Source organism: Streptomyces sp. NPDC053542, assembly GCF_044544685.1.
In the GTDB taxonomy this organism is placed as follows: Bacteria; Actinomycetota; Actinomycetes; order Streptomycetales; family Streptomycetaceae; genus Streptomyces.
Window position 1 is genome coordinate 720,144 of the sequence record NZ_JBITXL010000004.1, and the last position, 23,453, is coordinate 743,596.

The 23,453-nt window shown below is 71.5% G+C and carries 20 protein-coding genes and 2 tRNA genes; 13 read left to right on the plus strand and 9 right to left on the minus strand.

Features of this window, described 5'->3' with window-relative positions; all coding sequences use genetic code 11:
* Window position 1 precedes the first annotated feature (1 nt).
* Window positions 2–1,903 carry a putative bifunctional diguanylate cyclase/phosphodiesterase gene (locus ACIGXO_RS14815; RefSeq protein ID WP_399785514.1) on the plus strand — a complete coding sequence of 634 codons (1,902 nt, stop codon included), beginning with the start codon at window positions 2–4 and terminating at the stop codon, window positions 1,901–1,903.
* A 63-nt stretch (window positions 1,904–1,966) separates the two neighbouring features.
* Here ACIGXO_RS14815 and ACIGXO_RS14820 read toward each other — a convergent pair whose 3' ends face one another.
* From ACIGXO_RS14820 to ACIGXO_RS14830, 3 genes are all read right to left on the minus strand, one after another.
* On the minus strand, window positions 1,967–3,046 hold the full coding sequence (locus tag ACIGXO_RS14820) for an LLM class flavin-dependent oxidoreductase (protein WP_399785686.1): 1,080 nt from the start codon (window positions 3,044–3,046) through the stop codon (window positions 1,967–1,969).
* Between the two features lie 192 nt (window positions 3,047–3,238).
* A complete protein-coding gene (locus ACIGXO_RS14825; RefSeq protein WP_399785517.1) occupies window positions 3,239–3,967 on the minus strand; it encodes a decarboxylase in 729 nt (242 codons plus the stop codon).
* Between the two features lie 85 nt (window positions 3,968–4,052).
* On the minus strand, window positions 4,053–4,946 hold the full coding sequence (locus ACIGXO_RS14830; RefSeq protein ID WP_399785519.1) for a decarboxylase: 894 nt from the start codon (window positions 4,944–4,946) through the stop codon (window positions 4,053–4,055).
* 198 nt (window positions 4,947–5,144) lie between these two features.
* Here ACIGXO_RS14830 and ACIGXO_RS14835 point away from each other — a divergent pair, with 198 nt between their 5' ends.
* Together ACIGXO_RS14835 and ACIGXO_RS14840 are read left to right on the plus strand one after the other, a co-directional pair.
* Window positions 5,145–6,110: a D-2-hydroxyacid dehydrogenase gene (locus ACIGXO_RS14835; RefSeq protein WP_399785522.1), complete on the plus strand. Its 966-nt coding sequence runs from the start codon at window positions 5,145–5,147 to the stop codon at window positions 6,108–6,110.
* A gap of 91 nt (window positions 6,111–6,201) precedes the next feature.
* A complete protein-coding gene (locus ACIGXO_RS14840) occupies window positions 6,202–7,623 on the plus strand; it encodes an amidase (RefSeq protein WP_399785525.1) in 1,422 nt (473 codons plus the stop codon).
* Between the two features lie 3 nt (window positions 7,624–7,626).
* On the opposite strand, the gene ACIGXO_RS14845 is transcribed toward ACIGXO_RS14840, so the two are convergent.
* Window positions 7,627–8,148, minus strand: coding sequence for a DUF3830 family protein (locus tag ACIGXO_RS14845; RefSeq protein ID WP_399785528.1), 522 nt, complete (start codon window positions 8,146–8,148; stop codon window positions 7,627–7,629).
* 278 nt (window positions 8,149–8,426) lie between these two features.
* On the opposite strand from ACIGXO_RS14845, the gene ehuB reads away from it, so the two are divergent.
* The 6 genes from ehuB to ACIGXO_RS14875 all read left to right on the plus strand — a co-directional run bounded on the left by ehuB (window position 8,427) and on the right by ACIGXO_RS14875 (window position 12,772).
* Window positions 8,427–9,359, plus strand: coding sequence for an ectoine/hydroxyectoine ABC transporter substrate-binding protein EhuB (gene ehuB / locus ACIGXO_RS14850; RefSeq protein ID WP_399785531.1), 933 nt, complete (start codon window positions 8,427–8,429; stop codon window positions 9,357–9,359).
* Window positions 9,356–10,111, plus strand: coding sequence for an ectoine/hydroxyectoine ABC transporter permease subunit EhuC (gene ehuC / locus ACIGXO_RS14855; protein WP_399785533.1), 756 nt, complete (start codon window positions 9,356–9,358; stop codon window positions 10,109–10,111). The genes ehuB and ehuC overlap by 4 nt, the downstream gene beginning before the upstream one ends.
* Complete coding sequence (gene ehuD / locus ACIGXO_RS14860; RefSeq protein ID WP_399785535.1) at window positions 10,108–10,758, plus strand: ectoine/hydroxyectoine ABC transporter permease subunit EhuD; 651 nt, start codon at window positions 10,108–10,110, stop codon at window positions 10,756–10,758. Before ehuC ends, ehuD begins: the two co-directional genes overlap by 4 nt.
* A gap of 34 nt (window positions 10,759–10,792) precedes the next feature.
* Window positions 10,793–11,563, plus strand: a complete 771-nt coding sequence (gene ehuA / locus ACIGXO_RS14865; protein WP_399785689.1) for an ectoine/hydroxyectoine ABC transporter ATP-binding protein EhuA — start codon at window positions 10,793–10,795, stop codon at window positions 11,561–11,563.
* A 270-nt stretch (window positions 11,564–11,833) separates the two neighbouring features.
* Entirely contained in the window at window positions 11,834–12,592 is a 759-nt protein-coding gene (locus tag ACIGXO_RS14870) for an IclR family transcriptional regulator (RefSeq protein WP_399785539.1), read from the plus strand.
* Between the two features lie 106 nt (window positions 12,593–12,698).
* A tRNA-Lys gene (locus ACIGXO_RS14875) sits at window positions 12,699–12,772 on the plus strand.
* Between the two features lie 67 nt (window positions 12,773–12,839).
* Here the strand turns inward: ACIGXO_RS14875 and ACIGXO_RS14880 are convergent.
* The 4 genes from ACIGXO_RS14880 to ACIGXO_RS14895 form a co-directional block, all read right to left on the minus strand.
* Complete coding sequence (locus tag ACIGXO_RS14880; RefSeq protein WP_399785542.1) at window positions 12,840–13,433, minus strand: lytic polysaccharide monooxygenase; 594 nt, start codon at window positions 13,431–13,433, stop codon at window positions 12,840–12,842.
* Window positions 13,434–13,564: 131 nt separating this feature from the next.
* Complete coding sequence (locus ACIGXO_RS14885) at window positions 13,565–13,981, minus strand: SsgA family sporulation/cell division regulator (protein ID WP_399785545.1); 417 nt, start codon at window positions 13,979–13,981, stop codon at window positions 13,565–13,567.
* A 9-nt stretch (window positions 13,982–13,990) separates the two neighbouring features.
* Window positions 13,991–15,421: an SPFH domain-containing protein gene (locus ACIGXO_RS14890; RefSeq protein ID WP_399785548.1), complete on the minus strand. Its 1,431-nt coding sequence runs from the start codon at window positions 15,419–15,421 to the stop codon at window positions 13,991–13,993.
* An 11-nt stretch (window positions 15,422–15,432) separates the two neighbouring features.
* Window positions 15,433–16,776 (minus strand): peptidoglycan-binding protein, encoded by a 1,344-nt coding sequence (locus ACIGXO_RS14895; RefSeq protein WP_399785551.1) that lies wholly within the window; start codon window positions 16,774–16,776, stop codon window positions 15,433–15,435.
* Between the two features lie 317 nt (window positions 16,777–17,093).
* Here ACIGXO_RS14895 and ACIGXO_RS14900 point away from each other — a divergent pair.
* The 4 genes from ACIGXO_RS14900 to ACIGXO_RS14915 all read left to right on the plus strand — a co-directional run bounded on the left by ACIGXO_RS14900 (window position 17,094) and on the right by ACIGXO_RS14915 (window position 22,286).
* Window positions 17,094–17,167 (plus strand) — tRNA-Lys (locus tag ACIGXO_RS14900).
* 119 nt (window positions 17,168–17,286) lie between these two features.
* On the plus strand, window positions 17,287–17,967 hold the full coding sequence (locus ACIGXO_RS14905) for a FadR/GntR family transcriptional regulator (protein ID WP_399785554.1): 681 nt from the start codon (window positions 17,287–17,289) through the stop codon (window positions 17,965–17,967).
* Window positions 17,968–18,369: 402 nt separating this feature from the next.
* Window positions 18,370–20,340: a glycosyltransferase family 2 protein gene (locus ACIGXO_RS14910; RefSeq protein ID WP_399785557.1), complete on the plus strand. Its 1,971-nt coding sequence runs from the start codon at window positions 18,370–18,372 to the stop codon at window positions 20,338–20,340.
* On the plus strand, window positions 20,337–22,286 hold the full coding sequence (locus ACIGXO_RS14915; protein WP_399785560.1) for a galactose oxidase-like domain-containing protein: 1,950 nt from the start codon (window positions 20,337–20,339) through the stop codon (window positions 22,284–22,286). The genes ACIGXO_RS14910 and ACIGXO_RS14915 overlap by 4 nt, the downstream gene beginning before the upstream one ends.
* A 71-nt stretch (window positions 22,287–22,357) precedes the next feature.
* On the opposite strand, the gene ACIGXO_RS14920 is transcribed toward ACIGXO_RS14915, so the two are convergent.
* Window positions 22,358–23,434 carry a glycoside hydrolase family 6 protein gene (locus ACIGXO_RS14920; RefSeq protein WP_399785563.1) on the minus strand — a complete coding sequence of 359 codons (1,077 nt, stop codon included), beginning with the start codon at window positions 23,432–23,434 and terminating at the stop codon, window positions 22,358–22,360.
* Window positions 23,435–23,453: the final 19 nt, after the last annotated feature.

Below are 23,453 nucleotides of genomic sequence, written 5' to 3' on the forward strand. Positions count from 1 at the left end.
AGTGAGCGGACACTCCGACGGCACGAGCCGCGCCCCCGGAGCGACACTGCCCGCGGTCACGGAGGGTGACGAAGCGGCCAACGAATGCGAAGGGGGCGCGCCCACGGGTGCCGAGTACTCGGCCGCCCCCGACGACGCCCCGGGAACGGCCCCCGCCCCCCTCCTCGTCTCCCCCGGCGGCTACCGCGCCGCCTTCGAGGCCGCCCGGCTGCCGATGGCCGTCCTCGGCCGCGACGGACTGGTGACCGCCGCCAACCCCGCCTTCGGCGAGCTGCTCGGCAAGGACCCGCGCGCGCTGGTCGCCGCCTCCGCCGCCGACCTCACCGACCTCGGCGGCGACCCGCACATCTGGACCGCGTACCGAGACGTGCTCGCCGGCCGCAGCGACCGGCTGCGCTGCACCCGCCGCCTGAAGCACCCCGAGGGCCACTCCCTCTGGGCCGAGGTGAGCGTCGAGCCGCTGCCCGGCGGGGACCACGTCCTGCTCTCGGTCACGGACGTCAGCGACCGGCACGACCTCCAGGCCCGGCTGCGCCACCTCCAGATGCACGACCCGGTGACCCGGCTGCCCAACCGCGCCCTGTTCTTCGAGCGGCTGGCCGCGGCCCTGGAGTCGGCGACGTACGACCGGGGCGGCACGGGCCGGATCGGGCTGTGCTACCTCGACCTGGACGGCTTCAAGGCGGTCAACGACACGCTCGGGCACCGCGTCGGCGACCGGCTGCTGGGCGCGGTCGCGCAGCGGCTGGCCCGCTGCGGCGACCACCCCGCCGGCCGGGCCGGGCGCGGCGGACAGCTGGTGGCCCGGCTGGGCGGCGACGAATTCGCGCTGCTGGTCGAGGACTCCACCGGCACCGAGCAGCTGGCCGACCTGGCGCAGTCCGTGCTGGACGCGCTGCAGCGCCCGTTCGACCTGGCGGGGCAGCGGCTGTCGGTGTCGGCGAGCATCGGGGTCGTGGAGCGGGCCGCGGCGGGCACGACGGCGACGGGCCTGATGCAGGCCGCCGACACGACGCTGTACTGGGCCAAGGCGGACGGCAAGGCTCGCTGGACGCTCTTCGATCCCGAGCGCAACGCGCACCGCATGACCCGGCAGGCGCTCTCCAGCACGCTGCGCCCGGCCGTGGACCGCGGCGAGTTCACGCTGGAGTACCAGCCGCTGGTCGGGCTCGGCGACGGCCGGGCGCAGGGCGTGGAGGCGCTGGTGCGCTGGCGGCACCCGCAGTTCGGGACACTTCCGCCGAATCGGTTCATCGGATTGGCGGAGGAGAACGGCGCGATCGTCGAGCTGGGCCGCTGGGTCCTGGAGCGCGCGTGCCACCAGGCGCGCGCGTGGCAGCTGGCCCGCCCCGGGGAGCCGCCGCTCTTCGTGAGCGTGAACGTGGCCGTCCGTCAGGTCTGGGACTCCGACCTGGTCGCGGACGTGGCCGGGATCCTCGCCGAGACCGGCCTGGCGCCCGGGCTGCTGCAGCTGGAGCTGACCGAGTCGGCCGTGATGGGCTCGGCGGGCCGCCCGCTGCAGGCCCTTCAAGCCCTCAGCGACATGGGCGTCCGCATCGCGATCGACGACTTCGGCACCGGCTACTCCAACCTGGCCTACCTCAGCCGGCTGCCCGTCTCCGTACTGAAGCTGGACGGCTCCTTCGTCCGCGGCTTCCGCTCCGAGGAACATCCGAACCCGGCGGACGAGACGATCGTGGAGGCGCTGGTCGCGCTGGCCCACCGGCTGGGCCTGACGGTCACGGCGGAGTGCGTGGAGAACGCCGAGCAGGCCGCGCGGCTGCGCCGGATCGGCTGCGACACCGGCCAGGGCTGGCTGTACTCCCGCCCGCTGCCGGCCGACCGGGTCCCGGCGCTGCTCGCCGGCCCGCCGAGCAACGAAGAAGAGGGGAACCGGGGCTGACGGGGCCCGTCACCGCCCCGCCAGTCCCGTCCCCCGTCCAGGACGCGCGGCAGCCCGCTCTCGTCAGGCGCCCCCGCCCGGCAGCCCGTACGCGTCCGCGATCAGTTCGTAGGAGCGGAGGCGGGCCGCGCCGCCGTGGGCGTTGGCGGTGATCATCAGCTCGTTCGCGCCGGTGCGCTTGGCGAGGTCGTCCAGGCCCTGGCGGACCGCGTCCGGCGTGCCGTACACGACGTTGCCCAGCCAGCTCTCGACGAAGTCCTCCTCGACCATGCTGTACGGGTGGCTCTCCGCCTCCTCCGGCGTGGGCACGAGGCCGGGCCGGCCGGTGCGCAGCCGGATCATGGACAGCGCCCCGGCCAGTACCTGGCGGCGGGCCTCCGCCTCGGTCTCGCTCGCCAGCGCGCCGACGCCGATCAGCGCGTACGGCTCGTCCAGCACGGCCGACGGGCGGAAGGTCTCGCGGTACAGGTCCAGCGCGGGGATGGTGTTCTGCGCGGAGAAGTGGTGCGCGAAGGCGAACGGCAGGCCGAGCTGGGCGGCCAGGCGGGCACTGAAGCCGGAGGAGCCGAGCAGCCAGACCGGCGGGCGGTGCGCGGACTGGACGCCGCCGGGCGAGGTGGCCTGGACGGGACCCGGTACCGCGTGGATACGGGAGTAGGGGTGCCCGTCGGGGAAGTCGTCGTCCAGGAAGCGGATCAGCTCGGCGAGCTGCTGCGGGAAGTCGTCGGCGCCCTCGTTGAGCCGCTCGGTGCGGCGCAGCGCGGCGGCGGTGGCGCCGTCGGTGCCGGGCGCGCGGCCGAGGCCGAGGTCGACACGGCCGGGGGCCATCGCTTCGAGGGTGCCGAACTGCTCGGCGATCACCAGCGGCGCGTGGTTGGGCAGCATGACGCCGCCGGAGCCGAGCCGGATGGACTCGGTCTGCGCGGCGAGGTGGGCCAGGATGACGGCCGGCGAGGAGGAGGCGACGCCGGGCATGGAGTGGTGCTCGGCGACCCAGTAACGGTGGTAGCCCCGGCGCTCGGCGGTCCGCGCGATGGCGGCCGCGGTGCGCAGCGCATCGGTGGCGGTGTTTCCGGCGCCGACGGTCAGCAGGTCCAGCACGGACAGCGGTACGGGCGCGGAGCCCTGCGCCGTGCCCCGGATCTCGTCGTCGGTGGCGGGCGTGCCGGAGGCCCGGTCGGGTTCAGGGGCCGGGCCCCGGCTTGCGTCGTCGTGGCCGCTCACGGTGCGGGTCCTCCTAGGTAGCGGGTCTTCCCCGCGACCAACCGGAGTAGAACTCCGTTTATTCCCGGCGACCGTCAGCGGCCGGTCGGCGGCCCGTCCGCCGGGCCGCAGTCAGCCCTCCCGCCGCGGCCCGGCGAAGAGGGTGCCCAGCTCGGGCCGGACGATCTCCCGGTCCAGCAGCCGCAGCCCCTCCCAGACCGTGACCTGATTGGCGGTGAGCACCGGCTTGCGCAGCGCCTCCTCGACGGCGGGGAGGTACGCGGCGGTGTGCAGCGCGGTGTCGGGCAGCAGGACCACCTCGGCGTCGGGATGGTCCCCCGTACGGGCGAGGTGCAGTACCTCGTCCAGCCCCCACGTCCCCACTTCCGCCGCGGTGATGATGCCGCTGCCGCGGGTCGAGACGACCTCCGTGCCGGCCGACTTCAGGAAGGCGTGGAAGTACTCGGCCACGTCCTCCGGATAGGTCGCCGCGATGGCCACCCGCTCGGCACCCAGCGCCTGGATGGCCCGCGCGAAGGCGAAGGAGGTACTGGAGGCGGGCAGCCCGGCGGTGGCCGACAGCTCCCGGACCTGCTCCTGCGCGCCCTCCCAGCCGAAGACGAAGCTGGCGCTGGTGCAGGACCAGACGACGGCCTCCGCCCCCTGGTCCTTCAGGTCGGCGACCCCCGCGGCCAGCCGCGCCGCCGACCCCATTTCGAGCAGGGCGTCCACCCGGTGCGCGTCCTCACCGATGTCGGTGTGGACCAGCGGCAGCCGGACGCCGGCGCCCAGGAGGGACTCGATACGGGGGTAGTCGTCCTCGGCGGAGTAGCCGGGGTAGAGGAAGCCGACCGTGGCCATGCAGATCTCCCATACGTGGTGCGGGTGCGGGTGTACGGAGCGACGTGCTGTTCAGGTGGCGTACGCGCCTGCGACCGAGAGACCGTCAGGCGTCGTACGTATCGTCCGGAAAGGGCGGGGCGTCGAGCCCCTCGGCCGCTTCGGCCTCCGGTGCGACGGGCGGCCCGGCGAAGGCCGCCTCGGGCTCCGGCCGGTGCCGCGGCACGGCGTCCGGCGATCCGGACAGCGCCGCGGGGCCGCGTCTCGCGACGGGGTCGAGCAGCGCCTGGTACGGGCCTACCGCGTGGCTGCCGATGGCACGCAGCGCACCCCACATGGTGACCTGGTTGGCCGACAGGACGGGCATCCGCAGCTCCGCCTCGAGCTGCGGGATCACGTCGTACGTCGGGAGGTTGGTGCAGCTGATGAAGAGCGCGTCGGTCGCGCCCACCACCGCCTGCCGCGCCATGTCGACGACGTCGCGGTAGGGCACCTTCCAGATGTGCCGGGTCAGGCCCAGGTAGGCGCGGCCCGTGACCGTGATGCCCGCTTCTGCCAGATACTCCTCCAGCGAGTCGGTGACGGATTTGGTGTACGGCGTGACCAGGGCGACCCGCCGCGCGCCGATCTCGCACAGCGCGTCCAGCAGCGCCCCCGAGGTGGTCACCGAGGGCACCTCACCGGCCTGCTGCATGGCGGCGCACATGGCGCGCTCGCCCGCCACGCCGCCGACGAAACTGCCCGAGGTGCAGGCGTAGGAGACCACCCGCGGTGCGACCGCGGACAGCGCCTGCACCGCCTCCCGGAGCGTTTCGTGCTCACTGACCATCCGGGCGAGGTCGAGCGAGACCTCGACCGGTACGAAAGGGGTGCGGGTGAGGTGCAGGGACACGTCGTCGGGAACCCAGCGCCACAGCTCACGGTCGAGCGCGAAGTCGAAGGGAGCTACGACACCCACGCCGCACTGAGGCTGTGGGCCCCCGAGAAAAGAGACGTCCATGAATGGCCCCTAGAAGAACGAAGGGCTAGGCCATTGGCCAGGGATTTTGATACAACCGGCACAAGCCGGGACGTCGGGACAGAGCCGTTGTTGACACGGTAGATACGACTTCTTAGCGTGGTCAATCCTCGCATCTCAGGCATCTGTCGGCGCCTCCTTCAGTTAAAGGGGCACACGTTTCAGAACGGTTTCTGGCCCATGACCGAAAACACCGTCCTTGTCCTTGGTTCCGACCCGCCGCCGAAGCTCGACAGACTGTCCGGACGCGCCAAAGTGATCTTCGCGGACGAGACGACGCTGGCCGGCCAACTTCCCACCGCCGATGTGCTCTTGGCCTGGGATTTCACCTCCGACGCCATCCGCGACGCCTGGGCCGCCGGCGGCCCGCGACCCGCCTGGGTGCACACCGCGAGCGCCGGCGTGGACCGGCTGCTGTGCCCCGGGCTGATCGAGGACGAGACCGTTGTGACCAATGCGCGGGGCGTTTTCGAGCAGCCGATCGCGGAGTACGTCGCCGGTTTGGTGATCGCGATGGCCAAGGATTTTTATGGCAGTTGGGAACTCCAGCGGCAGCGCCGTTGGCAGCACAGGGAAACGCTCCGCGTGGCCGGATCGCGGGCCGTCGTGGTCGGTTCCGGGCCGATCGGGCGGGCCATCGGGGAGACCCTGAAGGCGCTCGGGATCAAGGTCGACCTGGTCGGACGCCGGGAGCGGCCGGATGATCCGCAGTTCGGACTGGTGCATGCGAGCGATGCGCTGGACGGGCTGCTGCCCGCCGCCGACTGGGTGGTGTGCGCCGCGCCGCTCACCGAGGAGACCCGCGGCCTTTTCGACCGGCGGGCGTTCGGCCGGATGAAGGAATCGGCCCGTTTCGTGAACGTGGGGCGCGGCCCGATGGTGATCGAGCAGGATCTCGTCGAGGCGCTGCGCGGCTGGAAGATCGCCGCCGCCGCGCTGGACGTCTTCCAGCAGGAGCCGCTGGACACGGACAGCCCCCTCTGGGACGTCCCGCACCTGATCGTCTCGCCGCACATGTGCGGGGACACCCTCGGCTGGCGGGACGCGCTCGCCGAGCAGTTCGTGGACAACTACGACCGCTGGGTGGCCGGCGAGCCGCTGCTGAACGTCGTCGACAAGCGGCTGGGGTACGTGCCGGTGCAGTAAGCCCGCACGTACGTCCTCCGCCGCGCCCGCCCGCGCCCCGGCCCGCCGGGGCGCATTCCGCGCACACTCCGCTCCCCCGATGGAGGGCTTGATGACCGAACTGGCGGATCTCACAGCACTGCGGCTCACGGCCGGTTACGCGGCGGGCGAGTTCTCCCCCGTCGAGGCGGCGCGGGCCGCGCTGGACCGGGCGGAGCGGGTGCAGCCGCACGTCAACGCCTTCACCCGGCTGGAGGCCGACGAGGCGCTGTCCGCCGCGAAGGAGTCCGAGGAACGCTGGCGGGCGGGCACCCCGGCCGGGCCGCTGGACGGCGTGCCGGTCACCGTGAAGGACATCATCCTGATGCGCGGCGGCCCGACCCTGCGCGGCTCCCGGACCGTGCGCGCGGACCAGGCGTGGGACGAGGACGCGCCCTCGGTCGCCCGGCTGCGGGAGCAGGGCGCGGTCTTCATCGGGAAGACCACGACGCCGGAGTTCGCCTGGAAGGGCGTCACCGACAGCCCCCTGTACGGCGTGACGGGCAATCCGTACGACCCGCAGCGCACCGCGGGCGGCTCCAGCGGGGGCGGCGCGGCGGCGGTGGCGCTGGGCGCCGGGCCGCTGAGCCTGGGGACGGACGGCGGCGGCTCGGTCCGCATCCCCGCCTCCTTCTGCGGGTGCTTCGCGCTGAAGCCGACGTACGGGCGGATCCCGATGTATCCGTCGAGCCCGTTCGGGACGCTGGCCCACGTGGGGCCGATGACGAAGGACGCGGCGGACGCGGCGCTCCTGATGGACGCGGTCTCGAAGCCGGACTGGCGGGACTGGTCGCAGCTCGGCCCGGTCTCCGGCTCGTTCCTGGAGCAGCTGTCGGGTCCGGTGGCCGGGCTGCGGGTGGCGTACAGCCCGACGCTCGGCTGGGACGTGCCCGTGCGGCCCGAGGTCGCGGCGGCGGTCCGGCGGGCCGTTGCGAAGCTGGCGGAGCTGGGCGCGCACGTGGAGGAGGCCGACCCGGGGATCGAGGACCCGGTGGAGGCGTTCCACACCCTGTGGTTCAGCGGGGCGGCCAGGGTCGTGCAGCCGCTCGGGGAGGAGGCGCGCGAGCTGCTGGAGCCGGCGCTGCGCACGGTGTGCGAGCAGGGCGCGCGCTACAGCGCGCTGGACTATCTGGCGGCGATGGACGTACGGATGGCGCTCGGCCGGCAGATGGGCCGGTTCCACGAGACGTACGACCTGCTGGTCACGCCGACCGAGCCGATCACGGCCTTCGAGGCGGGCGTGGAGGTGCCGAAGGGGTCGGGGCACGAGCGCTGGACCGGCTGGACGCCGTTCACGTACCCCTTCAACATGACGCAGCAGCCCGCCGCGTCGCTGCCGTGCGGCGTGGACGGCGACGGGCTGCCGATCGGGGTGCAGCTGGTCGGGGCGCGGCACGCGGACGCGCTGGTGCTGCGCGCCGCGCACGCCCTGTACGGGACCGGGGTGGCGGACATCCCGGCCCCGGCGCTCGTGACCGCGTCCGGCGGAAGCTGAGCGCTACGCCCGGCGGAAGCTGAGCGTCTCGCCGATCGCGCCGGCCCGCCAGAGGTCCTGGCAGGCGTCGGCCATCCGGTCCAGGCCGTCCACGACGGAGCCCCAGACGATGCCCGGGACCCAGCCGGCGTCGCCGTTGATCAGCAGGTTGTTGCGCTCGTAGAAGAGCGCGAGGTCGACGACGGTGGTGCGCTCGGCGTGCGCGGCCTTCGCGCCCTGCCGTTCGGCCGCCGCCTCGTATCCGTACGAGGAGGTGGCCAGCTGGGTTTGAGTGAAGGTGAAGTAGCACAGGTCGCCGGGGATCGGGGTGATCGTGGGGTTCTCCAGCGGCGGCTCCTCGGGGGCGAAGGGCGGCACCAGGGCGTAGATCTCGTTGCGGGCGTACTTGGCGTGGTAGACGTCGCCGCCGAGCGGGAGCGCGTCCCAGACGGCGGCGCAGGTGACGGGCGCGCGGTCGTCGAGCAGCTTGGCCGTGCAGCGCACGCCGCGCTTGTCCAGGGAGACCTCGATGAAGCGGTCGGCCATGATGACCCCTCTTGGTTGATTATCATGCTTGCCGGGCTTACCGGTCTTGCCGCTCATTGGTGACGTATCACCCGGCACTTCGAGCGTAGGGCGTCCCCGGACTCTTCCCCGGGCGGCACGGGAGAAGTCATTTCCCTCCTGTCTCAATCACCCCACCCATAGCCGCTGTTACACCCATGTTTCCCCCGCAACTCCGTGTAGGAGCCCTTCGGTACCGGAAGCATCAAGGGCCGGAAACGATCGGCATAGGTCACTCGACTCGGGGTAGTCGCGCGCCCATGGCTCCACCAATGGGGAACACCAAAGAAATCAGGCGAAGTTCCGGCAGCGGCCTCCGCCGCCGCACGCTGCTCGCGGGGGTGGCGGCGCTCGGCGCGGCGGGCGCGATGGGCGCGACGAGCGCGTGCAGCCGGGTCTCGACGGCCGACACCGGCGACGGCGGGCACCTGCTGGAACAGCTGCGGGCCAAGGGCTCCGTACGGCTGGGCCTGGCGGGCGAGCAGCCGTACAGCTACATCGGGAAGGACGGGAAGATGACCGGCTCGGCGCCGGCCATCGCCGAGCGGATCTTCAAACGGCTGGGCGTGCCGAACGTCCAGCCGTTCGCCACCGAATTCGGCTCGCTCATCACCGGGCTGAATTCCCTCCAGTTCGATGTCGTGGCCGCCGGGATGTATATCAATCCGGAACGCTGCGAACAGGTGATCTTCGCCGATCCCGAGTACCAGATGCTCGACGCCTTCATCGTCCCGAAGGGAAATCCGAAGAAGCTGCACTCCTACAAGGACATCGCCAAGGCCGGCGCCCGCATGGCGACCGGCGTCGGCTACGCGGAGATCGATTACGCCAAGGAGGCCGGGGTCGAGCACATCACGACCCTGCCCGACCAGCTGGCCGGCCTGCTCGCGGTCGAGCAGGGACGCATCGACGTGTTCGTCGGCACCGCGGTGACCGTGCGGAACGTCGTGCGCGAGACCGAGACGACGAAGGCGGAGGCCACCGAGGAAGTCACGCCGTACGTGGACGGAAAGCCGGTCATCGATGTCGGCGGCTTCGCCTTCCGCAGCCCGGAGACCCATCTGCGGGACGCGTTCAACCGCGAGCTGCACAAGATGAAGAAGAGCGGCGAACTCCTGGACGTCATGCGGCCCTTCGGCTTCACGAAGGACCAGATGACGACCATCACCGCTAAGGAGAAGTGCAAGCCATGAGCGAAATCAGCTGGGGTTTGTGGGAACTCCTCCTCAAAGGCGTCTGGATCACCGTTCAGCTGACGGTCTTCAGCGCCGCACTCGCCGCCGTGATGGCCTTCGTCATCGGACTGGCCCGTACCCACCGGCTGTGGATCGTGCGCTTCCTGTCCGGCGCGTACTTCGAGATCTTCCGCGGCACGTCCGCGCTGATCCTGATGTTCTGGATCTTCTTCGTGCTCCCGATCGGCTTCGGCTGGCAGCTGGTCCCCCTGTGGGCCGCCACCCTCGCCCTGGGCCTGAGCTACGGCGCGTACGGCTCGGAAGTCGTCCGCGGTGCCGTGAACGCCGTCGCCCCCGCCCAGCGCGAGGCGGGCATCGCGCTCAGCTTCAGCCCCGCCCAGCAGCTGCGGAAGATCATCCTGCCGCAGGCGTGGCCGGAGATGGTCCCGCCGTTCAACAACCTGCTGATCGAGCTGCTCAAGGGCACGGCCCTGGTCTCGATCATGGGCGTGGCCGACATCGCCTTCGGCGCCTCGCTGGTGCGCAACGCCACCGGCCAGAGCGCCCCCGTCTACACGATCATCCTGGTCATGTACTTCATCCTCGCCTTCCTGCTGACGCGCGGGATGCGGGTCGTGGAGCGGCAGGCCAAGGCCGGGATCGGGCAGGCCCCCACGAAGCGTGAGGGCCTGCGCAGCAAGCTGAGCGCCGGCCAGGTCGGCGACATCACGCGCTCCGGCGCGGCCCCGGCGGGAGGTGCCGGCCAGTGAACTGGAACTGGAACGCGGTCGGCGACTTCATGCCGATGTTCTTGCACGGCCTCCTGGTCACCCTGGAGGCCCTGGCGCTCGGCTCGCTGATCGCCTTCGTCCTCGGCCTGGTCTGGGCCATGGCGCAGCGCTCCGAGCACGCCGTGGTGCGCTGGCCGGTGGTGGGGATCACCGAGTTCATCCGTAACACTCCCCTCCTCGTCCAGCTCTTCTTCCTCTACTACGTGCTGCCCGAGTGGGGCATCACGCTCTCGGCGCTGACCACCGGCGTGATCGGCCTCGGCCTGCACTACTCGACGTACACCGCCGAGGTCTACCGCGCCGGCATCGACGGCGTACCGGTGGGCCAGTGGGAGGCGGCGACCGCGCTCAGCCTGCCGCGCATGCGGACCTGGGGCGCGGTGATCCTGCCGCAGGCGATCCGCCGGGTCGTGCCGGCGCTGGGCAACTACGTCGTCGCGATGCTGAAGGACACGCCGATGATCTTCGTGATCGGCGTACTGGAGATGCTGGGCGAGGCCCGCCAGTTCTCCTCGCAGACCTTCCAGACCATCGAGCCCTACACGGTCGTCGGCCTCGCCTTCATCGTCATCGCCTACCCGGCTTCCCTTCTCCTGCGAGCCCTGGAGCGTCGTCTTGTCCGCTGACAGCAGCATCTCGAAAGAAACGGCCAACCCGGCGGTGGACGGCAGCGAGCTGATCCGCTTCGACCGCGTCACCAAGCGCTTCGGCACCAATACGGTCCTGGACTCGCTGGACTTCACGGTCTCCTCGGGCAAGCACGTCACCCTCATCGGCCCGTCCGGGTCCGGCAAGACCACGATCCTGCGGCTGCTGATGACGCTGCTGAAGCCGGACGAGGGCACGATCCGGGTGGCCGGGGAGTACCTCACCCACGAGAAGAAGGGCGAGAAGCTCGTCCCGGCCGGCGAGAAGCACACCCGCGAGGTGCGCAAGAACATCGGCATGGTCTTCCAGCAGTTCAACCTCTTCCCCAACATGAAGGTGCTGCGCAACGTCACCGAGGCGCCGGTGCACGTGCTGGGGATGCCCAAGGAGGCGGCCGAGGAGCGCGCCCACGAGCTGCTGGACCTGGTGGGCCTGACCGAGCACGTGGACAAGTACCCCAGCCAGCTCTCCGGCGGCCAGCAGCAGCGGGTGGCCATCGCCCGGGCCCTGGCCATGCGGCCGCAGGTGCTGCTCCTGGACGAGGTCACCTCCGCGCTCGACCCGGAGCTGGTGGCCGGCGTCCTGGACGTACTGCGGGACATCGCCCACACGACCGACATCACCATGCTCTGCGTGACGCACGAGATGAACTTCGCGCGGGACATCTCCGATGACGTCCTGATGTTCGACTCGGGCCGGGTCATCGAGTCCGGGCCGCCGGAGAAGATCTTCACGGAGCCGGAGCACGAGCGGACGCGGGAGTTCCTGAGCGCGGTGCTCTGACCTCCTGGCGCGTCAGCGGCCCGCCGCCCTATGAGGGGCGGCGGGCCGTTTTGTCCTTAGGAACCGTGCCCTTGGCATATGCCTCGGTGGTGAACCGCTGAACAGAAGCGTGCTGAACGACGATTTTCACTCAAGCCCCCCTCCTGTACGCCCGGTTGGCCGCTATCGTGGTACGAGCCCCGCCACCCGGTAAGGCCACGCGACGCGTGCTGTCCGTGACGGGCGGCGACGGTCACGATGCAAACGGTCACAACCTGCTAGGGGGACACCGTGGCGCCGACGTACGAGCCCACCGCGCCTTATCACTCGGTGCGCTACGCACTCCGTGTGCTCGAAACGGTTTCCCGGCACCCCACCGGCACGACCGATGCGCAGATAGCGCGGGAGACCGGTCTGCCCGCCGCCCATCTCACGCACATGCTGGCCATGCTGCGCCGCGAGGGCTATCTCGACCAGCTCTCCGACGGCGCGTACATCGTCGGGGAGTCCCTGTCGCTGCTCGGCGGCGGCGTCGACCGCGCCCAGGCGCTCAACGACAAGCTGCAGACCTCGCTCGACGAGCTGCGCGACTCCGTCGGCGCCGCGGTCTACATCAGCCGCTACATCGACGGCGAGGTGCGCATCCTGCACTACGCCGACGGCCCGCAGACCCCCAAGGTCAACGAATGGGCGGAGTTCCACCGCACGGCGCACGCGAGCGCGATGGGCAAGTGCCTGCTCGCCCAGCTCGACCACGACGGCCGGCGGGACCACCTCTCGCGGCACAAGACCGCCCGGCTCACCTCCCGGACGATCACCAACGAGAAGGTGCTCTTCCACAAGCTCGACAGCCAGCCGGCCTCCGTCCCCGTCCTGGACCTCCAGGAGTACGCCGTCGGCACGGTCTGCGCGGCCGTCCCGATCACGGCCGGCGCGACGGTGGGCTGCCTCGCGCTCTCGATGCCGCTGGAGCACGCCCACCGGCTGCGCAAGGCGGCCGACACGCTGAACCGCAGGGCGGCTCCGGTCCTGCTGTCGCTGGCGCTCTGACCTCCCGCCGGGCGCCCGAGCGCCCGGCGGCCGGGCCCGCGGTGTGGCCGGCGCCACATGGTCCGGAGCACCCCTCGGGACCAGGTAGTATTTACGTCGTCAGCAGGCGCCGCTAGCTCAGTTGGTTAGAGCAGCTGACTCTTAATCAGCGGGTCCGGGGTTCGAGTCCCTGGCGGCGCACAGACAGCGAAGGCCCTCACTCCGGTGAGGGCCTTCGTCGTGTACCGGGGCGGCCGGCGGCCGGGCGTTACGACAGGTTCACGTCGGCGCAGGAGTAGAAGGCATTGCCGGTGTCGGCGATGTTCCACACGCCGAGGATCAGGTGCCGGCCCGTGTGGCCGGTCGGCACGGTGCCCTGCTGGGACCAGACCTCCGGCGGCTGCTTGCCGCCCATCGGCACCGTCATGAACGGCTCGGACTCCAGGGCCGCCCGGGTGAGCGGCTTGCTCGGGTCCCAGCCCTGCTTGGTGATGTAGTACCGGAAGTCCGTCGTGGCGTGCCGCGCGGTCATCTTCCAGGTGAAGGTGAAGCCCTGCCCCGCCTTGAGGGCCGTCGCGGGCCACTGGCCGCCGCGCGGGTCGTCGAGCTCGGCGAACGAGGAGTTGCCGGCGGCGCATATCTTGCCGTCGGCGGGGCCCGCGGCCGGGAAGCCCTTCGGGCCCTCGACGCTCTGCGGCTCCCACTGGATGGCGCCGCAGTCCTTGACGGTGCCGGCGGCGCACAGCGACTGCCGGCTGGGGGGCTGGGTGCCGTACCCGTGGCTGGAAGCGCTGCCGGTGGCGAGCAGGGAGGCGCCGGCCATGCCGAGGGTGATGACGGCGACGCCGATCTTTTTGCGCATGCTTCGCTCCTGAACGTGGGGGAGGTTCCGTGAGAGCCGTGCATTGCGGTCTAGACCAAGTCGCAGCGTAATGACGGGTGTTGCACTTGTCCAGACCAATTGCCGAGGCTCTCGGCTCCCCTGGGTTCAGTTCAGTTCCGCTCCGCGAAGAGCCGCGCGAGGTGCGCGTCCAGGTCGAGGAAGCGGCTCTCCTCCCCCGGCGGCACCACCTCGGCCGTCGCCCGCACCCAGGCCGCCAGGTCCGTCGCCTCGGCCGTCAGCGCGCACGCGCTCCCGGCGGTCCGCAGCTCGATGTGGACCCGGCGCAGCCCGACCTCGTCCCGGAACGGCCGTATCCGCACGTCCCCCTCGCCCGCCGGGCCGCGCAGCCCGGCGAGCAGCAGCTCCCGCGAGAACACCCAGGTCGTGACCGTACGGCCCTGGCTGACGAAGGCGACCCGCACCTCGTACGGGCGGTCGCTGCGGTAGCCGAACCGGCCCGCCACCGGGACGACGGTGTCCGGGCCGAGCAGCAGCTGCAGTTCAAGGGTGCGGGTCGTGGCAGCCACCACGGCGCCTCACTCCTGCGCCGCCGCGCTGCCGCGGGCGGTGTAGAACGCCACGGTCAGGTCCTTGACCAGCGCCTTGCGTTCGTAGTCGTCCAGCTCCACCAGCCCCCGGGTGGTGAGCCGCCGTACGGTGTCGTCCACCGCGTCCACCACCGAGGTCAGCACGGTGTCGCGGTGCCGGGCGTCGATCGCGGCGATCTGCCGGCGGTGCATGGCGGCCGCCACCTCCGGTGCGTACTCGATGCGGGTCGGCTGCGCGGAGAACACCTCGATGCCCACCGGACGGCAGTCCGCGGCGAGCTGCGCGGTCAGCGCGTCGCCCACCGCGTCGGCGTCCCGCAGGCTCGGGGTGTCCTCGTGGAAGGCATCGGCGGGCAGCCGGCCGAGCACCCTCGCGGTCCCCGCCTCCACCTGTTCGCGCAGGTAGGTGACGTGGTCGTCGACCGCGTACCGGGCCCGCGCGGCGTCCACGACCCGCCAGACCACCAGCACCACCGCCCGCAGCTGCACCCCGGCCGCGTCCACCGCCGGCATCGGCTCGCTGCGCCAGTGCCGCAGCCGCACGTCCACCCGGCGGCGGCGCAGCACCGGGCTGATCCACACCAGTCCGGTGCGCCGGACGGTGCCGCGGTAGCGCCCGAAGAGGCTGAGCACCCAGGCGCCGCCGACCCGGCCGCGGGCCAGCCCGCCGAGCGCGAAGAGCGTGGCCGCGCAGCCCAGTACGAGCAGCGCCAGGTCGCGGAGCACCAGCGGCGAAGGGGCCCGGGCGGGCAGCCGCAGCAGACGTACGGCCTGGTCGGGCAGCATCCCGTGCCACCACAGCAGGGCCCCGCAGCACGCGGCGGCGAGCAGCCCGGCGCACAGCACGGGCCCGCCGGGGAGCGAGGGGCCGCGCCGCTCGGTGAGGTCGGGGTCCTCGGCGGGGACGCGCCGGCTGCCGGGCCGTACGGACGCGGGGCGGTCCGGGCCGCTCTCCCCGGCGGCGGCCGGCGAGGTCACCCGGCTGCCGGCGTCGACCACGCCGAGGGCGTCGGTCAGTACCGCGCGCTCGGCGGTGTCGAGCAGCTCCTCGGCGGCCTCGATGCCGGCCGTCGGCGGCAGGTCCTGCGGACCCGGGTCCGGCTGGGGCTCCGGCACGGGTTCGGGTTCGGGCCTCGGTACGGGCGCCGGGTCGGGCATCGGCTCCGAGGCGGCCGCCCAGTACGGGGCGGCGGGTCGGACAGGGGGCACCTGGTCCGCGGTGTCCGTGGGCGCGGGCCCCGGCGAGCCCGTGGGCGACTGCCCGGCCGGGACGCCGAATTCGTCCACGAAGGGCAGTCCCGTGTCCGGGTCCATCAGGGGGACCATCCGCGGCGCCTGCCCGTATCCCCGCGCCCCGGCCCCCGCCGGGTCCGCCGGGAACACCGTCTCCGGCTGTCCGCTGTCCGTTCTGCCTGCCATGAAGTGCTCCGTCATAGGAAGAGTCGCCGCCAGGTCTCGGGGCCCGGATGGCCGTCCGCGTCGGCGCCGCGCCAGCCCTGCGCGCGCTGGAACGCCTCGACGTTCCTGCGGTCCGCCTCCGACCAGCGCGGTCCGGGGCCCGAGGTGTAGTGCTTGCCGTAGCCCTTCTTCACGAGCTGCCGGCCGAGCCGGGTGATGTGGCTGCCGCTCTGCCCGGGCCGGAAGTGCCGGACGCCGGGGAAGCCGCCCGCCTTGCCGGTGGCCTTGTGGCCGTCGATGTTCCGGCCCTTGCCGCCGGTCAGATACGCCCAGGTGTCCGGCCCGGGCAGGCCGTCGGCCTCCGCGCCGCGCCAGCCCTGGGCGCGCTGGAAGGCCCGGGTGGCGTTGCGGTCCGCCGAGCTCCAGCGCGGCCCGGGCCCCGAGTGGTAGAACGCGCCGCCGCCGCGGGCCACCAGCAGCCGCCCGAGCTTGGTCACCCACGCGTTGTCGGCGCCGGGCCCGAAGTGCCCGAGGCCGGGGAAGGAGTGCGCGAAGCCGTCCGGGAGCCCGCCGTCGGACAGGCCACCGTCGGGGAAATCGCTGTCCGGGGAGCCGCCGTCGACCAGATTCCGGTAGCGATAGGGCACGTATTTGTCGGCGTTGCTCCAATACGCGTACGGGGTGACCCGCTTCCGGGCGTGTTGCGGCGCCAGTTCGTACGCGACGTACTTCTTCCGGGAGGCGTCCGCCCAGCCGCCGAAGACGGTCACGTGCGAGCCCGCCGACGGGTTCCCCGCGTTGTGGAAGAGCAGGATGTCGCCGGGCTTCAGCTGGTCCTTTGTTATCCGCACGGCGTACCGGCCGAGCGATCCGGTCCACTGGTTGCTGCCCAGCCCCCAGGCCATCGAGACGAAGCCCGAGCAGTCCTCGCGGTAGCCGTCGGACCAGTAACCGTTCATGTTGTACGGCACCCGGGCCGCGATCCACGCCTTCGCCCGCGCGATGATCGCCGCGCGCGTGGTGGCGCGCGGCTCCTCGGCGGGCCGCGCGCGCCCGCTGCCCGCGCCGCCGTACAAGCCGCTGACCGGGCCCTGCGTCCCCGGCACCGCGTCCGCGGCCGGGGCCGGTCCCGTGCCGCCGGCCGGGCCGGCCGCGGGACGGCCGGCCTCCGCCGGCGGGAGGGCACCGGCGGCCGGGGTCGCCAGGACCGTGCCGGCGGCGGCCGCCAGCACCAGCGCGCGGCGGGCGCCGTGCGCGGCGGGGTGGCCACCGTCCCTGAGCCGCGCCGCCTGCGCGAGGGCGCGCCGCTGCTGCGCGCAGCCCGCGCAGGGGCAGTCGTCCGCGGGCTCGAATTCGATGAACACCGGCACCGTCATTCCCGTTCCCCTTCCGGCCACTGCGTTCTCATTGGCCTCACACGGGCACAGCTTCTCAACTACCGGTACATATCGCATGCTGACGGGGCAACTGATGACCTTGCGCACGGAAACCCTCTTCCCCGGCGCAAAACCGGCGAACCGTCGGGCGAAATCGCGTCAAAGAGTGCCGTCGGGGAATGCGACACGCGGGAGAAAAGCCGGTCGGCGCCCATACCGGCAGGAGTGTCACACCTCACACATTCGGCGGGTCGCCGGACGGCCTTCCGCGGTCCGGAGCACCCCTGGAGTTCGTGTAGAGTTTTCCAGGTCAGCGCGCGCCGCTAGCTCAGTTGGTTAGAGCAGCTGACTCTTAATCAGCGGGTCCGGGGTTCGAGTCCCTGGCGGCGCACGTAGGGCCAAGGCCCCCTCGTCACGACGAGGGGGCCTTGGTCATTTTTTACGGCTTCCTTGCGCGGGATCGCGGGGAAGTGCTGGTCAAAACGGTGCGCCGGGGTGCAGAGTCACGGGATGGCGAGGGACATCCAGGAGCGCATCAAGAGGCTGATCATCGATGGACGACTGCCGTCCGGGGCGTCCCTGCCGACCGAGCCGGAGCTGATGGAGCTGCTCGGGGTCAGCCGGAACTCCGTGCGCGAAGCGCTGAAGGCGCTGCAGGCGATGGGCATCGTGGAGATCCGGCACGGCTTCGGCACCTATGTCGGGCCGATGTCGATGGCCCCGATGATCGAGGGCCTGACCTTCCGCACGGTGGCCGGGCACTACCGGGGCGAGGACAGCCTGCTGCAGCTGCTGGAGCTGCGCGAGGCCGTGGAGACCGGGCTGATCGCACGGCTGGCGGGGCGGGTGCCCGCCGCCGACCTGGCCGAGCTGGACACGATCGTGGCGCGGATGCGGACGGAGGCGGCGGCCGGCGGCGTCCGGGCCGAGACCGACCGGGCCTTCCACGCCACTCTCCACCGCGGCCTGGAGAACCTCCTGCTCAGCGAGGTACTGGAGGCGTTCTGGGACGCCTTCCACCGGGTGCGCACCGATCTCGTCGCGGCGCACGCCGCCCCGGAGACCACGGTCCGCCAGCACGAGGAGATCCTGGCGGCGGTGCGGGACGGCGACGGGCCCCGCGCCGAGCGGGCGGTCCGCGAGCACTTCAACAACATCCGCGAGAGGCTGCGCAGTTCCGGCGAACGGTGACCGCGCTCGACCGGAAGGGGAGGGCGCGCTCCGCCCGAAGAGGAGGGCGCGCGGATGACCGCTCACCACCCCGAGTCCGCCGATACGCCCACACCTCCCGTAAGCACGCATTCCGCCCTTGCGATCATGAAGGCCGGTTAGGGACCCTGACGTGGCGGATGGGTCGAACATGGCCTTGACGAGCACATGGGGAGGAACGACCGGCTGCGCCGCACGAGGGGTTGGGGACCCCCGCGCGCTGCCAGGCCGGCGGAGCACGACCGGGAAACCGGAAGGCGTGCGGCACACGTCTGGGTACGTGGGCGGCCGAGACCACAGGGCCGAGCCGGTCGAGGGGGACCGAAGCCTCGGGACGAGAGCACACGGACACGCAGCCAGTACTGCGTGCGGGGGGATGGAGTCATGACGTCGACGCCTACCGGCGCCCGGCAGGAACACCAGTACGACCCGTCCGCGACGACGCGCTTACGCCTGCCCGGCCACCAGCGCCGACGGCCGGTGCCGCAGAAGCCGCTCCCGCGCTACGACTACGAGCATTACAGCCGGCTCGCCGGCCCGCTGACGCAGCCCGAGCCCGGCAAGCCGTACAAGGTCCGCTACCGCAGCCTGCTCGCCGACGAGCCGCACCGCTTACGCGCGGCCCTGCTGCTCGGCGCGGCCCCGCTGGTCTCCCTCGGGCTCCTCGCCTGGCTGCTGCAGCCGGCCCACTGGACCGAGCGCGACTACCCGCAGTTCGCCTTCCTCCCCGCCCTCGACGTCGTCATGCTCGTCTCGATCGGCCTGATCGAGTTCTTCCGCTGTCTGAACGTCCTCTCCAACGCCCACGCCACGCTCGTCGCCCGCGACCCCGTGCCGGTCGTCCCCGAGAACGGCACCCGCGTCGCCTTCCTCACCTCCTTCGTGCCCGGCAAGGAGCCGCTGGAGATGGTGACGAAGACGCTGGAGGCCGCCGTCCGGGTACGGCACCGCGGCGTGGTGCACGTCTGGCTGCTGGACGAGGGCGACGACCCGGCCGTCAGAGAGGTCTGCGCGAGACTCGGGGTGCGCCACTTCACCCGGCACGGCATACCGGAGTGGAACCGCGCCAAGGGCCCGCACCGCGCGAGAACGAAGCACGGCAACTACAACGCCTGGCTGCAGGCCCACGGCGACGACTACGACTTCTTCGCCTCGGTCGACACCGACCACGTACCGCTGCCCAACTACCTGGAGCGGATGCTCGGTTACTTCCGCGACGAGAACGTCGGCTTCGTCATCGGGCCCCAGGTCTACGGCAACTACGACACGTTCGTCACCAAGGCCGCCGAGTCGCAGCAGTTCCTCTTCCACGCGCTGATCCAGCGGGCGGGCAACCGCTACGGCGCCCCCATGTTCGTCGGCACCTCCAACGCCGTGCGCATCAAGGCCCTGAAGCAGATAGGCGGGCTGTACGACTCGATCACCGAGGACATGGCCACGGGCTTCGAGATGCACCGCCACCGCAACCCCGCGACGGGCAAGAAGTGGCGCTCGGTCTACACCCCGGACGTGCTGGCCGTCGGCGAGGGCCCGACCGCCTGGACGGACTTCTTCACCCAGCAGCTGCGCTGGTCGCGCGGTACGTACGAAACGCTGCTCAAGCAGTTCTGGAAGGCGCCCTTCACGCTGTCCCCGGGCCGCCTCTTCAACTACACCATGATGGTCATCTTCTACCCGATGTCCGCGCTGAACTGGATACTCGCCGCCCTCAGCTGCGCGCTCTTCCTCGGGCTCGGCGCCTCCGGCGTCCAGATCGACCCGGCCGTGTGGATGATGCTCTACGGCAACGCCTCGGCGCTCCAGATCGGCCTGTACGTGTGGAACCGCCGGCACAACGTCTCCCCCCACGAGCCCGAGGGCTCCGGCGGCGTGGCCGGCATGCTGATGTCCGCGCTCTCCGCGCCGATCTACGCACGCTCCCTCTTCGACGCGGCCCTGCGCCGCAAGAGCAAGTTCGTGGTGACCCCGAAGGGCGACTCCTCCAGCCCCGACACCCTCTTCGGGACCTTCCGGGTGCACCTCTTCTTCCTCCTGGTCTTCGGCTCCTCGCTGATCGCCTCCTTCTTCTTCGGCCACGCCCATCCGGCGATGATCGTCTGGGCCGTGCTGGCCCTGCTGGTCTGCTGCACCCCGATCGCCCTGTGGCGCTGGTCGCTGCGCCGGGACGCGCGGCCCGCCGGGGACGCCGGGGCCGCGGAAGCCACGGCGGACGCAGCGGATGCGGCAGCCGTCGCGGCCGAGCCCGCCGGAACCGCCGATCCCGCCGGCGCCGCCGGAGCCGCCGGACCCGCCGGACCCGCCGAAGACCAGATCGCGCAGACCGTGCAGATTCCCGTGGGGGGAACGAACCGATGAAATACCGACCGAGCCGCCGCACCCGCCGTCTGGGCATAGGTGCGGTGGTGGTGATCGCCCTGGCCGCCATGAACGGCCCGGCCGTGTACGGCTTCGCCTCGGAGCAGTACCACTCGTACAAGATCAATCGGCCGGAGTACAAGCAGCGCAACGGCCACTGGGACGTGCTGGACGTCCCCGCCGAGTACAGGATCAACACGATCCACGCCGCCCTGCTGCACACCGGCAAGGTCCTGCTGGTCGCCGGCTCCGGCAACAACGCGGCGAACTTCAAGGCCAAGTCCTTCCGCACGGTCCTGTGGGACCCGGCGAAGAACACCTTCAAGAACATCCCCACGCCCACCGACCTGTTCTGCTCCGGCCACACCCAGCTCCCGGACGGCAAGCTGCTGGTGGCGGGCGGCACCCAGCGCTACGAGACCCTCAAGGGCGATGTGAAGAAGGCCGGCGGCCTGATGATCATCTACAACGAGGACCCGGACGGCCCGAAGACCTTCCCCGCCGGCACGCTCTTCACCGGCAAGGAGAACGGCAGGACGTTCGTCTCCAAGGACCCGGTCGTGGTGCCGCGGGCGAAGAAGATCAAGGACAAGGCGACGGGCAGGGTACGGGTCGAGCACAGCGAGGCCCGGGTCTACGTCGAGGCCCGCGAGCAGGGCCGCCAGTACGCCACGGGCGCCCAGGACAACTACCGCATCCACGGCCTGACCGGCGCGGACGCCCGTAACTTCTACGGCATCGCGCAGAAGCTGTCCTTCGACAAGAAGGACTTCCAGGGGATCAAGGACTCCTTCGAGTTCGACCCGGTCGCCGAGCGGTACCTCCGCGTAGACCCGATGAACGAGGCCCGCTGGTATCCGACGCTGACCTCCATGGAGGACGGCAAGGTCCTCTCGGTCTCCGGCCTGGACGAGATCGGCCAGGTCGTCCCCGGGAAGAACGAGCTCTACGACCCGAAGACCAAGAAGTGGACGTATCTCCCGAAGCAACGGTTCTTCCCGACCTACCCCGCGCTCTTCCTCTCCGGCAAGGGCCAGGTCTTCTACACCGGCTCCAACGCCGGGTACGGCCCGGACAACAAGGGCCGCACGCCCGGCATCTGGGACCTGAAGAGCAACAAGTTCCAGGTCGTCCCCGGGATGAGTGATCCGGACATCCTGGAGACCTCGATGTCCGTGCTGCTGCCGCCCGCACAGGACCAGCGGTACATGGTCCTCGGCGGCGGCGGGGTCGGCGAGGACCCGCGCGCCACTGCCAAGACCCGCATCGTGGATCTGACCGACCCGAAGCCGCGCTTCCACGACGGCCCGGACCTGTACGCGAAGACCCGCTATCCGAGCAGCGTGATCATGCCGGACGACACCGTGCTGACCACCAACGGCTCCGGCGACTACCGCGGCCGCAGCGACTCCAACATCCTGGCGGCCGAGCTGTACGACCCGGCGAAGAACACCTCCCGCCGCGTCGCCGACCCCCTGGTCGGCCGGAACTACCACTCCGGCGCGCTGCTGCTCCCCGACGGCCGGGTGATGACCTTCGGCTCGGACTCACTCTTCGCCGACAAGGACAACACCAGGCCGGGCGTCTTCCAGCAGCAGATCGACCTCTACACGCCGCCCTACCTCTTCCAGGGCTCCCGCCCCGGCCTCACGGCCAAGGGCCCCACGACCGTGAAGCTGGGCGGCACGGCGACGTTCGGGACGACCCACGCCTCCTCGCTCAAGAAACTGCGGCTGATCAGGCCCGGCTCGTTCACCCATGTCACCAACGTCGAACAGCGCTCGCTCGCGCTGGACTTCACCACGAAGGGCGACTCGGTGACCGTGACCCTGCCGAAGGACCCGGCCCTGGTCCCGCCCGGCTGGTACATGCTCATGGCCGTCGACGAGGAAGGCACTCCGTCGAAGGCGGTGTGGGTGAAGGTGCCCGCGGCCGACCGGCCGTAGCGACGCAGGGACGCATAAGGAGGGGGCACCCCGTGCCCGGGGTGCCCCCTCCTCGCGTCGCTCTCAGCGCGTCACTGCTTGCTGTTGCGGGCCAGCTCCAGCGCGTACGACGGCCACCACTTGCCCGCCTGCGGGCCGCCCTTGCACGGACCGTCCGACTCCCCGGGCCGCTTGATCCAGAGGTACGCGTCCACCAGTCCGTCGTCGGTCTTCACGGTCGGCGGCTCGCCCAGCGCCCGGCCCCGCGGGTTGCACCAGTTCTCCGGGTCGTCGCCGCCCGGCGCCGGGCCGTTGCCGTTCCGGCTGGTGTCGATGACGAAGTGCTTGCCGCCCACCATCGCGGAGAGCTGCCGGCCGTACTTCTCGTTCTCCGCCGTGGTCTGGTAGTTGGAGATGTTCAGCGCGAAGCCGTCGGCGCGGTCGATGCCGGCCCGCTTCAGGGGCTCCACCATCCGCCCCGGGTCCTTGATCCAGTGCGGGTTGCCCGCGTCGAGGTAGACCTTGGTGCGCGGCAGCGCCTTGAGCTTGCCGACGGCCTCGGTCAGCAGCGCGTACCGCTCCTCGTGGAACTGCTCCGGGGTACACCGGTCCTCGATGTGCGGCAGCGCGTCGGGCTCCAGGATCACCGTCGTGGCACGGTCGCCGATGCCCTTGATCACGCCGTCCAGCCATGCGCGGTACGCGTTGCCGTCGGCGGCGCCACCCTTGGAGTAGCTGCCGCAGTCGCGGTGCGGGATGTTGTAGAGCACCAGCAGCGCGTCGCGCTTCGCCTTCGCGGCGGCCTCGGTGAAGCCGCGGGCCTCGCCCTGCGGGTCCTCTATGCCGATCCACTCCGCGACGGGCTGCGCCGCGATGCGGTCGATCAGCTCGGCGTCGTCCTGCTTGTCGTCCTTGCGGTACGCGGCCGCCTGCTGGGCCGCCTTCCCGTCCGGGTTGACCCAGTACGGCACCGTGGCCCTGGGCCGCTGCTCCGGCGGGCCGCCGTCGGAGCCGTCGGACGAGGAACATCCGGCCAGCGCCCCGGCCGCCAGCAGCAGCGCTGCCAGCGCCGGTACGGCAGTCCGCGCCGGTACGGCAGCCCTCATGATGCGGCGGTCACCGCGCCGTCCACTCGAAGTCCCCCCGGACCCCGGTACTTCGCCGTACATCCACTCCCCCCTCGGAGCA